Annotated in this window: 10 protein-coding genes; 5 read left to right on the forward strand and 5 right to left on the reverse strand. The window is 70.8% G+C overall.

Annotated features, from left to right (window positions below):
* The first annotated feature begins 451 nt into the window (after positions 1 to 451).
* The 3 genes from ABZX30_RS00005 to ABZX30_RS00015 are packed head-to-tail and all read left to right on the forward strand — an operon-like array spanning position 452 to position 3,989.
* Positions 452 to 976 (forward strand): PadR family transcriptional regulator, encoded by a 525-nt coding sequence (locus ABZX30_RS00005; protein ID WP_355926724.1) that lies wholly within the window; start codon positions 452 to 454, stop codon positions 974 to 976.
* Complete coding sequence (locus ABZX30_RS00010; protein WP_355926726.1) at positions 973 to 1,662, forward strand: ABC transporter ATP-binding protein; 690 nt, start codon at positions 973 to 975, stop codon at positions 1,660 to 1,662. Before ABZX30_RS00005 ends, ABZX30_RS00010 begins: the two co-directional genes overlap by 4 nt.
* On the forward strand, positions 1,659 to 3,989 hold the full coding sequence (locus tag ABZX30_RS00015; protein ID WP_355926728.1) for an FtsX-like permease family protein: 2,331 nt from the start codon (positions 1,659 to 1,661) through the stop codon (positions 3,987 to 3,989). Before ABZX30_RS00010 ends, ABZX30_RS00015 begins: the two co-directional genes overlap by 4 nt.
* Positions 3,990 to 4,125: 136 nt before the next feature.
* On the opposite strand, the gene ABZX30_RS00020 is transcribed toward ABZX30_RS00015, so the two are convergent.
* Both ABZX30_RS00020 and ABZX30_RS00025 read right to left on the reverse strand, forming a co-directional pair.
* A complete protein-coding gene (locus ABZX30_RS00020; protein WP_355926731.1) occupies positions 4,126 to 6,426 on the reverse strand; it encodes an IPT/TIG domain-containing protein in 2,301 nt (766 codons plus the stop codon).
* A gap of 321 nt (positions 6,427 to 6,747) precedes the next feature.
* The gene (locus tag ABZX30_RS00025; RefSeq protein ID WP_355926732.1) at positions 6,748 to 7,692 is read right to left on the reverse strand and encodes a LysR substrate-binding domain-containing protein; all 945 of its coding nucleotides are present in this window, start codon (positions 7,690 to 7,692) and stop codon (positions 6,748 to 6,750) included.
* 139 nt (positions 7,693 to 7,831) lie between these two features.
* Here ABZX30_RS00025 and ABZX30_RS00030 point away from each other — a divergent pair, with 139 nt between their 5' ends.
* Both ABZX30_RS00030 and ABZX30_RS00035 read left to right on the forward strand, forming a co-directional pair.
* Entirely contained in the window at positions 7,832 to 8,386 is a 555-nt protein-coding gene (locus ABZX30_RS00030; protein WP_355926734.1) for a peroxiredoxin, read from the forward strand.
* A 6-nt stretch (positions 8,387 to 8,392) separates the two neighbouring features.
* On the forward strand, positions 8,393 to 8,926 hold the full coding sequence (locus tag ABZX30_RS00035) for an alkyl hydroperoxide reductase (protein WP_355926736.1): 534 nt from the start codon (positions 8,393 to 8,395) through the stop codon (positions 8,924 to 8,926).
* A gap of 143 nt (positions 8,927 to 9,069) precedes the next feature.
* On the opposite strand, the gene ABZX30_RS00040 is transcribed toward ABZX30_RS00035, so the two are convergent.
* From ABZX30_RS00040 to ABZX30_RS00050, 3 genes are all read right to left on the reverse strand, one after another.
* Entirely contained in the window at positions 9,070 to 10,371 is a 1,302-nt protein-coding gene (locus ABZX30_RS00040) for an AI-2E family transporter (protein WP_355926738.1), read from the reverse strand.
* Positions 10,372 to 10,520: 149 nt separating this feature from the next.
* The gene (locus ABZX30_RS00045) at positions 10,521 to 11,225 is read right to left on the reverse strand and encodes a transglycosylase SLT domain-containing protein (RefSeq protein WP_355926741.1); all 705 of its coding nucleotides are present in this window, start codon (positions 11,223 to 11,225) and stop codon (positions 10,521 to 10,523) included.
* A gap of 418 nt (positions 11,226 to 11,643) precedes the next feature.
* Positions 11,644 to 12,969: a PhoH family protein gene (locus ABZX30_RS00050; RefSeq protein ID WP_355926742.1), complete on the reverse strand. Its 1,326-nt coding sequence runs from the start codon at positions 12,967 to 12,969 to the stop codon at positions 11,644 to 11,646.
* Between the last annotated feature and the right edge of the window lie 174 nt (positions 12,970 to 13,143).

Raw genomic sequence — 13,143 nt, forward strand, 5'->3', positions numbered from 1 at the left:
CAACCAGCCCTCTCTGCCGAGCCGGGCGGGGGGGGCGGGGCCCAATCCCGCGGCCCCGGGCCGGGGGGGGGCCCGCGCCTGCCCCCGCGGCCCCCCCGCGGCCGTACCCGACGCCGGCCTTCATCGCCGGCCCGCAGGCGACGACCCGGCCGCCGAGGCCCAGGCCCAGTCGTGGCCGGTCACCGACCGGACCCACCCCCCGGACGCCCACCGGCCAGCGCCGGGCCGGCCGCCGTCCCGCAGGCCGCAACCCGACGGCTCGGCCGCGTAGCGCGCCCCACGGGCGGCCGTGCGGCGGGCCGGGCACGCCGAGGCACCCCAGCGGACGCGGCAGCGCGGCGTGTAGCAGAACCGTGACAATCGGGCCCCACCTGCGGGGGTGTACCAGCCGCCACGGTCTACACACTCCGCGTATACATGCGGCGTATACACCATGTGTAGAGTGCTCGGCATGTCCATCGGTCACACCCTTCTGGGGCTCCTGGAGTCCGGTCCGCGACACGGCTACGACCTGAAGCGGGCCTTCGACGAGAAGTTCGGTCACGACCGGCCGCTGCACTACGGCCAGGTCTATTCGACGATGTCCCGACTGCTGAAGCACGGCCTCGTCGAGGTCGACGGGATCGAGGCGGGCGGCGGGCCCGAGCGCAAGCGGTACGCGATCACGGACGCCGGTGTCACCGACGTGGAGCAGTGGCTGGCCACGCCGGAGAAGCCGGAGCCCTACCTCCAGTCGACGCTGTACACCAAGGTCGTCCTCGCGCTGCTGACCCAGCGCGACGCGGCCGACATCCTCGACACCCAGCGCTCCGAACACCTGCGCAGCATGCGGATCCTGACCGACCGCAAGCGCAGGGGCGATCTGGCGGACCAGCTGATCTGCGACCACGCCCTGTTCCACCTCGAGGCCGACCTGCGCTGGCTGGAGCTGACCGCCGCGCGCCTCGACAAGCTCCGTGAGGCGGTGGCCCGATGACTCCTCCCCCCGGCTCCCTGCTCGCCGCAGAGGACCTCCGCAAGGCCTACGGCCCCACCCTCGCGCTCGACGGCGCCGAGTTCTCCATCCACGCCGGGGAGGTCGTCGCCGTGATGGGCCCCTCGGGGTCCGGCAAGTCCACGCTGCTGCACTGCCTCGCCGGCATCGTGCCGCCCGACTCGGGCTCGATCACCTACGACGGGCGGGAACTGGCCACGATGAGCGATGCCGAGCGCAGTGCGCTCAGGCGCAGCGAGTTCGGGTTCGTGTTCCAGTTCGGCCAGCTGGTGCCCGAACTGACCTGCGTGGAGAACGTGGCGCTGCCGCTGCGGCTGAACGGCACGCCCCGCAAGCAGGCCGAGCGGACCGCGCTCACCTGGATGGAACGGCTGGAGGTCGACGACCTCCGGGGCAAGCGGCCCGGCGAGGTCTCCGGCGGTCAGGGGCAGCGGGTCGCCGTGGCACGCGCCCTCGTCACCGCTCCCCGGGTGCTGTTCGCCGACGAGCCGACCGGCGCGCTCGACTCGCTCAACGGCGAGCGCGTGATGGAACTGCTGACGGACGCCGCCCGGTCGACCAACGCGGCCGTCGTGCTGGTGACCCACGAGGCCCGGGTGGCCGCCTACTCCGACCGCGAGATCGTCGTACGGGACGGCAGGTCACGGGACATGGAGCGGGCCGTATGAGGCTGCGGCAGTCGTTCGGGGATCTGGCCATGGGGGCCCGGTTCGCCCTGGCGGGCGGACGCGAGGGCTGGGTACGGATGCTGCTGACCGGCATCGGCGTCGGACTCGGCGTGGCGCTGCTGCTGCTGACGACGGCGATACCGAACGCCCTGGCGGTGCGGCACGAGCGCGAGGACGCGCGGCGGGACTACACGTACCACCAGAAGACGCTGCCCAAGGCGGACGACACCCTCGTCATCGCCGACATCGACTCCCAGTTCCGGAGCAGTGAGATCCGCGGGCGCCTGGTGGAGCCCGAGGGGCCGCGCGCGCCGCTGCCGCCCGGCGTGGAGACGTACCCGGCCACCGGCGAGATGGTGGTCTCCCCCGCGCTGAAGTCGCTGCTGGCCTCCGACGACGGGAAGCTGCTGCGGGGGCGGCTGCCGTACCGGATCGCCGGGACGATCGGGGAGAGCGGTCTGGTCGGCTCGCGGGAACTCACCTACTACGCGGGGGTGAAGGGGCTCGCGGCGCGGATCGACCACGCCCAGGTGGACCGCATCGACCGCTACGGCGAACCGAATCCGTCGCAGGAGCGGATGGACCCGGTGCTGCTCCTGCTCGTCCTCGTCGTCCTCGTCGTGCTGCTGATGCCGGTCGCCGTGTTCATCGCCGCGGCCGTGCGGTTCGGCGGCGAGCGGCGCGACCGCAGACTGGCGGCGCTGCGCCTGGTCGGCTCCGACAGCCGGATGACCCGCCGGATCGCGGCGGGCGAGGCCCTCGCGGGCGCGTTGCTCGGCCTGGTCCTCGGCACGGTCTTCTTCCTGATGTGCCGTGAGGCGGCCGGCTCCGTCGAGCTCTTCGACTTCAGCGTCTTCCCCAGCTACCTCACCCCCTCCCCGCTGCTCGCCGTGCTGGTCGCGGTCGCGGTCCCGGCGGCGGCCGTGGCGGTCACGCTGTTCGCGCTGCGCGGGGTGGTGATCGAGCCGCTGGGCGTGGTCCGTACGGCACGGCCGGCGCGCCGGCGCCTGTGGTGGCGGCTGCTGCTGCCGCTGGGCGGGCTCGGGATGCTCTACCCGATGATCGGGAAGGGCAGGGACCACGGGGACTTCAACCAGTACCTGGTCGCCGGCGGCGTCGTGCTGCTGCTGGTCGGCGTCACCGCGCTGCTGCCGTGGGTGGTGGAGAGGGTCGTCGACCGGCTCGGCTCCGGCGGGGTCGCCTGGCAACTGGCCGTACGAAGGCTGCAGCTGAGCAGCGGAACCGCGGCGCGCATGGTCAACGGCATCGCGGTCGCGGTGGCCGGGGCGATCGCGCTGCAGATGCTGTTCTCCGGAGTGGACAGCGCCTACACCGAGCAGTCGACGAACGACCTGTCGCGGGCGCAGATGCAGGTGTCCGTGCCGGCCGGGGTCCGGCTGTCCGAGGCCGCCGGGAAGTTCACGGCCACGAAGGGCGTGCGCAAGGCCACCGCCCTGGCCGGCGGCGATCTCGCGGACACGCGCAAGGACGCGGAGCACTACAGCCAGCTCACCGTCGGCGACTGCGCCGCCCTGCGCGAGGTGGCCGCGCTGCCGTCCTGCCGGGACGGTGACGTCTTCGTCCTCGAGGGAGGCGAGGACGACGCCGCCACGTCGAAGCTCGCGCGCCCCGGCCGGACCCTGTACCTGGACCCGTCGTACAGCGGCGACCGGGGCAAGGAGGTCGCCTGGACCGTGCCCGGGAACATGAAGCGGGCCCGGTCCGTCGCGGACCCGACGAACGGGCGGCGCAGCGGCATCCTGATGACCACCGGCGCGGTGCCGGCGAGAGCGGCCGGGACTCTGTACGCGTACGTCTACCTGTCGCTGGACGAGTCCGTGCCGGACGTGGAGGAGTACGTGCGCAACACGGCCGCGGAGATCTCCCCGACGGCGCAGGCCCTGGTGTGGTCGGCGGGCGAGCGGTCGGCGCAGTTCACCTCCATCCGCACCGGTCTGCTCGTGGGTGCCGTCTGCGTGCTGGCGCTGATCGGGGCGAGCCTGCTGGTGTCGCAGCTGGAGCAGTTGCGCGAGCGCAAGAGGCTGCTCTCCGCGCTGGTCGCCTTCGGCACCCGGCGCCGCACGCTGAGCCTCTCCGTCCTGTGGCAGACGGCCGTCCCCGTCGCCCTCGGCCTGCTGCTCGCCTCCACGGTGGGCCTGGCCCTGGGCGCGGTGCTGCTTCGCATGACGGCCACACCGGTGCGCGTCGACTGGGCGAGCGTCCTGTCGATGACCGGTGCGGGCGCGGCGGTGGTCCTCACGGTGACCCTGCTCAGCCTGCCGCCCCTGCTGCGGCTGATGCGGCCGGAGGGGCTGCGGACGGAGTGAAGCCGTCCTGACCGGCCGTCAGCCCGCCGCGTGGTGAACGCGCCGCTTCCTGAGTGACCGCCGTCCTGGCGGGACGGTGGTCACTCCGACGGAAGGCACGCCGCTACGGCTTGCCGGCGGCCGGCGCCGGCCCGGGCTACGGCAGCGGCGAGGAGACGAGAAGCCGATCGCTGACCTGGCCGGCGACACTGGCGTAGATCTGATCCGCCACGTAGATCATGCCGGTGTTCGAGATGTCGATCCCCGAGTAGCCGGTGTCGAGCGCGGTGTTCGGGTGCGGGAACGCGGGGATCGTGAGCGTGTCGACCGGCGCCAGGGTGGCGGCGTCCAGCACGGCGATCTGGGAGTTGTTCGCGAGGTACTGCGACACGTACAGCTTGCCGCCGAACAGGGCGACGTCCATGGCTCCGAGCACCGGGGTGGAGGTGGCCGAGGAAAGATTGCCGGCGATCCGGTAGACCGTCCCGTTGGTGAAGTTCCCCGTGTCGTTGCTCGCGAGGTAGATGGTGCCGTCGGGGGTGACCGTCAGCCCGCGGAGGAACCCGGCCGTGCTGAATCCCGGAAGGGCGGCGAGGTCGAAGGTGCCCGTGCCGTTGAAGGTGGTGTCGAGCACCGGGTTGGTGGGATCGGTCACGTCGAACCGCTGGATGTACGCCTCGCCGCTCCCGCTCTCGCGGGAGATGTAGAGGTAGTACGTGCTGCCGCTCTTGCGGACGGCGGCGCCGCCGATGCGTTTGTCCTCGGTCGCGGCGTCGGAGGTCTGCACCCTCCCGCTGACGGGCGTCAGCGAGCTGTCGAGGGCGAGGACGTAGGGCCGGTCGACGTCTCCCGGGCCGCCGCAGGCGATGTCACGGTCACCTGAGCCGATGTAGACATAGCCCCGGTCATCGGTCGCGATCGACTTGGCCTGCTCGCGTCCGGCGGGGCAGTTGACCGGGTCGATGGCGCTCGCCGGAAGGGTGAACGAGGCCAGCAGGGTGTCCGGAGCGGCCGTCGAGTACTTCCTGACCCTCCTGTTCGTCGGACTCGACTGGATCCAGGTGGTGTAGACGGCTGTGCCGTCGCTCGATACCGCGACGCCCCGAAGGCTGAACGTGCCGGTGGCGGGGACCGTCTGATCGACCAGTGCCGACCAGCTGATGTTCACGGTGTGGGTGGCCGCCGGTGAGGTGGAACCGGCGAAGGTGTTCGTGTCCGGCGCGTACGTCGCGCTGATCGGGATCGGCGCGCCGGAGGCCGTGGTGTAGACGTGCGTCGTGGTCGCCACCCCGCCGGAGAGGGCGACGGCGGCCGTGTTGCCGTCACCGAACCTGAAGAGCACCGTGCCGGTGGGCACCCCCGTAGCGGGGGGAACCGGCGTGACGGTAGCCGTGAACGTGACCGGCTCACCCACCACGGACGGATCAGGGAGATCGGTCAGGGCCGTGGTCGTCGGCGCGGGGGCGTACGTGTAGGCGGCGCCGTTGCTGGTGCCGGCGGGTGTCACCACGGTGACCAGGACCGTGCCGGTGCCGGCGGGGACGACGGCGCGGATCGTGTTGTCGCCGACCACGGTGAAGCCGGTGGCGTCGGTGGAGCCGAACTTCACGGCGGTCGCATCGGTGAAACCGGAGCCCGCGATCTGGACGGTGTTGCCGCCCGTACTCGGGCCGGTCGACGGGACGACGGCCGTGACGGTCGCTCGTACCGTCGTGTAGGTGTAGGCGACGCCGTTGCTGGTGCCGGCGGGTGTCACCACGGTGACGAGGACCGTACCGGTGCCGGGCGGGGCGACGGCGCGGATCACGTTGTCGCCGACCACGGTGAAGCCGGTGGCGTCGGTGGAGCCGAACTTCACGGCGGTCGCATCGGTGAAACCGGAACCGGCGATCTGGACGGTGTTGCCGCCCGTACTCGGCCCGGACGACGGGACGATGCTCGCGATGGTTCCGCCGGTGGTCGACCCGGCGTAGGTGTAGGCGACGGCGTTGCTGGTGCCGTGGGGTGTCACCACGGTGACCAGGACCGTGCCGGTGCCGGGCGGGGCGACGGCGCGGATCACGTTGTCGCCGACCACGGTGAAGCCGGTGGCGTCGGTGGAGCCGAACTTCACCGCGGTCGCACCGGCGAAACCGGAACCGGCGATCTGGACGGTGTTGCCGCCCGTACTCGATCCGGACGACGGGGCGATGCTCGCGATGGTCGGCGCCGTCGTCGCGTAGGTGAACGCGAGGCCGTTGCTGGTGCCGTTGGGCGTCACCACGGTGACCAGGACCGTACCGGTACCGGGCGGGACGACGGCGCGGATCACCGAGCCGTCGAGCACGGTGAAGCCGGTGGCGTCGGTGGAGCCGAACTTCACGGCGGTCGCACCGGCGAGTCCGGAACCGGTGATCTGGACGGTGGTGCCCGGGGGTGCCGTGGAGGGAGTGATGACGGAGATCCTCGGTGGTGCCATGGTGTGCCTCCTTGCGGGTGTTCCCGAGGCGGAGGTCAGCTCGCCCAAGGCAGGCCGGACAGCTCCGAGTTCCTGGCCGCGGAGCGCGGATGGGGAAGAGCCGTCCGCACGTAGCGAGGTGAGGGTCCGCTACTCGATGCAGCAATTGAAGCGAAAGAGAGACACACCCTGAAAGGAGTGAAAAACAGAGAGAAAAAGCATCTGTAGTGAATATGATAATAATTTGAGGAATCTGTTGCGTCGTTTCACGCGCCGGCGGACGTCGTGGTACGGACCCGACGGCCGCGGCGGTCGGCGAACCGACCACCCGGAACCGCGCGCCTAGTCCCCCGGCAGGACCCGCACGGGAAGCGGCCGCATCGCCTCGCGCAGTGCGGCCGCCAGCTCCTGGTACTCGGCGCCGCGGGCCGCGCCGGCACGCATGGCGAGGGCGACGCGGCGGCTCGGGGCGGGCTCGGCGAAGGAGCCGGTGAGGAGCTGGTTGCTGCGGGTCGCCTCGACCTTGAGGGCGGTACGCGGGAGCAGGGTGCAGCCGAGACCGCCGGCGACGAGCTGGACCAGGGTGGACAGGCCCGCCGCCGTGGTGGTGACCGGGGCGTCCTCCCGTCCGGCCTCCCGGCAGATGTCGAGCGCCTGGTCGCGCAGGCAGTGACCCTCGTCCAGGAGCAGCAGGTTGAGCTCCTTCAGGGCCTCGCGCGGGATGCCCTCGCGGCCGCCGAGCCAGTGGTCGAACGGCGTGACGAGCACGAAGTCCTCGTCGAAGAGGGGGAGTTCGACGACCCCCGGGACGCCGAGGGGTACGGCGAGCAGCAGCAGGTCGAGGCGCCCACTGGTCAGCCCCTCGATGAGGCCGGCGGTCTGCTCCTCGTGCACCTGGAGGTCGAGGTGCGGGTAGCGGTCGTGGACCAGGTTCAGGACGGTGGGCAGCAGGTAGGGGGCGACGGTGGGTATGACCCCCAGCCGCAGCGCTCCGGTGAACGGTGCCCGGACCGCCTCGGCCTCCTCCAGCAGCGCCCCGACCTCGTCGAGCACCGCCTTGGCCCGTACGGCCAGACGCTCACCGGCGGGCGAGAGCAGCACCTTGCGGGTCGTACGCTCGAGGAGCGTGACCCCGAGGGCCTCCTCGAGGGAGGACACCGCCCCCGACAGCGCGGGCTGGCTCATGCCGATGGCGGCCGCCGCGTCCCGGAAGTGCAGGTGCTCGGCCACGGCGGCGAACGCCCGCAGCTGGGACAGGCTGGGCTGACGCCGTCTACCGCTGTTCATGGTCACTGATAGCCGCCTCCGATCAACCCGACCGAGTGTAGCTATTTCCCGGATCAATGCACTCTGTGCCAACATCGAGATCGCCCAACCCATGGGAAACACCCGCAATCCGGGTGTTTCTTCGCTGCAAGGAGAGCGTGTGCTCACTGTCGGTGACAAGTTCCCCGAGTTCGAACTGACCGCCTGCGTATCGCTGGAGAAGGGCAGGGAGTTCGAGAAGATCGACCACAAGACCTATGACGGCAAGTGGAAGGTGATCTTCGCCTGGCCCAAGGACTTCACCTTCGTGTGCCCGACCGAGATCGCCGCCTTCGGCAAGCTGAACGAGGAGTTCGCCGACCGCGACGCCCAGGTGCTCGGCTTCTCCGGCGACTCCGAGTTCGTCCACCACGCCTGGCGCAAGGACCACGACGACCTGCGCGACCTGCCGTTCCCGATGATGGCCGACTCCAAGCACGAGCTGATGCGGGACCTCGGCATCGAGGACGAGGACGGCTTCGCCAAGCGCGCGGTGTTCATCGTGGACCAGAACAACGAGATCCAGTTCTCCATGGTCACGGCGGGCTCGGTCGGCCGTAACCCCAAGGAGGTGCTGCGGGTGCTGGACGCGCTGCAGACGGACGAGCTCTGCCCGTGCAACTGGAGCCAGGGCGACGAGACGCTCGACCCGGTCAAGCTGCTGGCCGGGGAGTGACCTGACATGTCGCTCGACTCCCTGAAGTCCCGGATCCCGGACTACGCCAAGGACCTGAAGCTCAACCTCGGTTCGGTCATCGGCAACTCCGAGCTGCCGGCGCAACAGCTGTGGGGCACGGTGCTGGCGACGGCGATCGCCTCCCGCTCCCCCGTCGTGCTGCGCGAGCTGGCGCCCGAGGCGAAGGCGAACCTGACGCCGGAGGCGTACACGGCCGCGAAGTCGGCCGCCGCCGTGATGGCGATGAACAACGTCTTCTACCGCACGCGGCACCTGCTGTCGGACCACGAGTACGGCACCCTGCGCGCGGGCCTGCGGATGAACGTCATCGGCAACCCCGGTGTCGACAAGGTCGACTTCGAGCTGTGGTCGTTCGCGGTCTCCGCCATCAACGGCTGCGGCATGTGCCTCGACTCGCACGAGCAGGTGCTCCGCAAGGCGGGCCTCGACCGTGAGGTCGTCCAGGAGGCGTTCAAGATCGCCTCCGTGGTCCAGGCGGTCGGCGTGACCCTGGACGCCGAGGCGCTGCTCGCCGAGTGAGCCGCTCCCGGCCGGGCCCCGTTCACCTCGCGGTGGGCGGGGCCCTCGGCGTCTCCCCGGCCGCCCGCCGGACCAGGCGACGCCGGACGGACCGGGCGAAGCCGGACGGACCGGGCGACGCCAAACCGAGCCGATCCGCCGGCCTAGGAAACCGGCGCCTCCTGAGCGGGCTCCTCCGGCTCTGCCTGGGCCTGCGCGGCGGCGAGCCGGCGGGCCTGTTCCTGGGAGTACGACCGGAGGTAGCCGACCGCGGTGTTGGTGACCGCCACCAGCGGCACGGCGACCACCGCTCCGCCGATCCCGGCGATCATCCCGCCGGCGGTGACGGACAGCACGACCGCGAGCGGATGGACCCGCACCGCGCGGCCCAGGATGAACGGTTGGAGGATGTGGCCCTCGATCTGCTGGACCGCCAGTACCACCGCCAGTGTCATCACCGCGGTGAACACGCCCTGGGTGACCAGCGCGACCACGACCGCCAGCGCGCCGGAGGCCACCGCTCCGACCAGCGGGATGAAGGCGAAGAGGAAGATGAAGACGGCGAGCGGCACGGCCATCGGGACGTTGAGGAAGTAGATGCCGAGGCCGATGAAGATGGCGTCGATCAGCGCGACGATCACCGTGCCGCGGACGTACGCGGTGAGCGTGCCCCAGGCACGCGGGCCCGCCCCGGCCACCCCGGGCCGCGCCGCGGCCGGCACCAGCTTCAGGGTCCACTCCCAGATGCGCCGGCCGTCGTAGAGCAGGAAGAGGGTGCAGAAGACGGTCAGCAGGATGCCCGTGAGGGCCTCCACGACCACCGTGACGCCCTCCAGGCCCGCCGACGTGATCTGGTCGGTGTTCGCCCCGATCGCCTCCCGCAGGTTCTTGGCGATCTGGTTGATCTGCTTGTCGGTGACGTGGAAGGGGCTGTGCAGCAGCCACTTGCGCAGCTCGTCGATGCCGTCCTGGATCTGGTCGGAGAGGTTGTCGATGTTCTCCATCACCTGCCAGGTGACGAACCATCCGATCAGCCCCATGATGACGAAGCCGAGGACCGCGGTGAGCGCGGTGGCCGGACCGCGCGGCAGCCCCCAGCGCCGCAGCCGGGCCACCGTGGGCTGCAGCAGCGCGGTGATGAGCAGCGCGGTGGCGAAGGCGAGCACCACCAGCTGTACGGCGCTGATGACCCGCATGAGCACCCAGAGCGTGCCCGCGAGGATCAGCAGCCGCCAGCCGGCCTCGGCCGCGACTCGCACGCCCCAGGGCACCGCCTGCGCGGGGTCGGGGCGGACCGGGACGACGACCGGCGCCCGGTAGTCGACGGTGGGCGGTTCGGCCTCGGACGCGGACGTCTCGGAGCCGGCGCGCTCCTTCTCCACTTCGGCCCTGCGCTCGTCCAACCGCTCACCCATCTCGGTCAGTCCGGCTCCGAGCCGACCGAGCCACCCTGGCACTCGTGACATGATCCGTCCTCTTCCCCCGCTTCTCCCCACCACTCCCCCGGAGTCGTCGCGTCCGACCGTACAGGGCGAAAGCCCCTCACCGTAGGACGGCGAGGGGCTGCGCGGGGTTGAGAGCGGTGCGGAAGGCACCGGAGCCGGCGTGGACCGGATCAGTAGTTGCCGTTGGCCTGCCAGTAGGCCCAGGCGTCACAGGGGCTGCCGTAGCGCTCGTTCATGTACTTCAGGCCCCACTTGATCTGCGTGGCCGGGTTGGTCTGCCAGTCGGCGCCCACGGAGGACATCTTCGAGCCGGGCAGGGCCTGGACGAGGCCGTAGGCGCCGGAGGAGGGGTTGACCGCGCGGTAGTTCCAGGTGGACTCGTGCTGCACGATGTTGCTGAAGCACTGGAACTGCCCGGCTCCCACGATCTGCCGCGCCATCGCCTGGACCTGCGCGACGGTGTAGGAGCTCTGCACGGGGAAGCTGCCGGTGGCGGACTCGGTGCGGACGGCGTCGCGGCTGGCCGCTTCCTTCGCCTTGGCACGTTCCTTGGCCAGCTCGGCCGCCTTCTCGGCGGCCGCCTTCTTCTGGATCGCCGTGTCGGCGGCGGCCTTGCGGGCCGCTTCCTCGGCGTCCTTCTTGGCGCTCGTGTCGGCGGCGATGGCCTGTGCGTCGGCCTGTTGCGTCAGGGACGCGGTCTGCACCTGGGCCTGCTGGCCCGCGGGGATGTCCGCCAGGAGCGTGGTGTCGGCAGCCGTCGCCTCGGCGTCGTTGTTCTGCGCGACGCTGCCCGAGGCAACTCCGACGACGCTTCCGACGGCGGTGACCGCGGTGGCCGAGGCCACTGCGAATCCCCGGACCGAAATCCGGCTCACACGGTTTCCTTCCAGCACCGTCCGCTTCGGTGACCCTGGCGGACGCAATCGTGCCCCTGAACGCTGGCCTCCCAACTGCGGGGTCACGGGAGGCACGGGCCCGGAGGGCGACTCCCGGAGGAGAGCCGTGTGGTGCTCGGGCGGCATACGACTGTCGGTATGGAGTTGGTGGGTGGTGCTCACGTAATGCCGTACCGCTGGGGGTACACGTGTGTCGTATGCGGGGCCTGACAGGAAGGAGACTCTGCCGTAACCGGACGCCGGGTGGCAATTCCGAGTTGCGTGTGAAAGCTCACATCCGGTTTGACCCTGGGGATTTCCGCGAAAGGCCACGCACGAAGGCGCCGCCCGGCTAGGCTCTCGGCCTTTACCGGACGGCGCCAACTGGCTGTCGAAACGTCTCAGTTGGACACTTGGCTCAGATGTGCCCGTCCTCGAGCATTTCGGTCACAAGTGCGGCGATCTGGGACCTCTCGGACCGCGTCAGCGTGACGTGCGCGAAGAGCGGATGCCCCTTCAGCTTCTCCACCACGGCGACCACACCGTCGTAGCGACCCACGCGCAGATTGTCCCTCTGCGCCACGTCATGGGTCAGAACCACCCGTGAATTGGCGCCGATCCGGGACAGAACGGTCAGCAGGACGTTCCGTTCCAGCGACTGGGCCTCGTCCACGATCACGAACGCGTCGTGAAGTGAACGGCCGCGGATGTGGGTGAGCGGCAGGACCTCCAGCATCCCGCGCGCGGTGACCTCCTCGATGACCTCGCGGCTGGTGACCGCGGAGAGGGTGTCGAAGACCGCCTGGGCCCAGGGGCTCATCTTCTCCGCCTCGGAGCCGGGCAGATAGCCGAGCTCCTGTCCGCCGACCGCGTACAGCGGGCGGAAGACCATCACCTTCTGGTGCTGGCGGCGCTCCAGGACCGCCTCCAGGCCCGCGCACAGCGCCAGCGCCGACTTGCCCGTGCCGGCCCGGCCGCCCATCGAGACGATCCCGACGTCCGGGTCGAGGAGCAGGTCGAGCGCGATCCGCTGCTCGGCGCTGCGGCCCTTGATGCCGAACGCCTCCCGGTCGCCGCGCACCACCCGGACGTTCCCCTCGGCGGTGACCCGGCCGAGCGCCTTGCCGCGCTCCGACTGGATCATCAGGCCGGTGTGCACCGGGAGGCCGGCGGCCTCCGGCACGTACACATGGCCTTCCTCGAAGAGGATGTCCACCTGTTCGGCGGACAGCGTCAGTTCGGACATCCCGGTCCAGCCGGAGGAGTCCGTGATGGCGAGCTCCGCCCGGTACTCCTCGGCCAGGAGTCCCACGGACGACGCCTTGATCCTCAGGGGCAGGTCCTTCGACACGACGGTGACGTCGAACCCCTCGGCCTGCAGGTTGCGGGCGACCGCGAGGATGCGGGAGTCGTTGTCCCCCAGGCGGTAGCCGCTGGGCAGCACGCTGGGGTCCGAGTGGTTGAGCTCGACACGGATCGTGCCGCCGAGTTCCCCGATCGGGATGGGGGCGTCGAGGCGACCGTACTTCACCCGGTAGTCGTCGAGCAGGCGCAGGGCCTGCCGGGCGAAGTAGCCGAGTTCGGGATGGTGCCGCTTCGCCTCCAGCTCCGTCACCACGACGATGGGGAGCACGACCTCGTGCTCCTCGAAGCGGGTCAGGGCGTTCGGGTCGGCCAGCAGGACGCTGGTGTCGAGAACATAGGTGCGCCGGTCGGGCTTGTGGCGCTTTGTGCTGGTCACCACGGAAGGACGTACCCCCTCGGATGAGGTCGGGGAGCGACGAGAAGGAGACTGGGCCGGGTGGGCGGGAACCAGTCGGGCCGGTGGACGGCCCCGCGCGCGGCGGGCCGAGAACCGGTCCTCCGCGGCTGCTTCCGTGCAGGGACCGCACGGTCGGGCTGGTGCAAAGGGCCTCCC

Source organism: Streptomyces sp. NPDC004542, assembly GCF_040610035.1.
Lineage (GTDB): Bacteria > Actinomycetota > Actinomycetes > Streptomycetales > Streptomycetaceae > Streptomyces.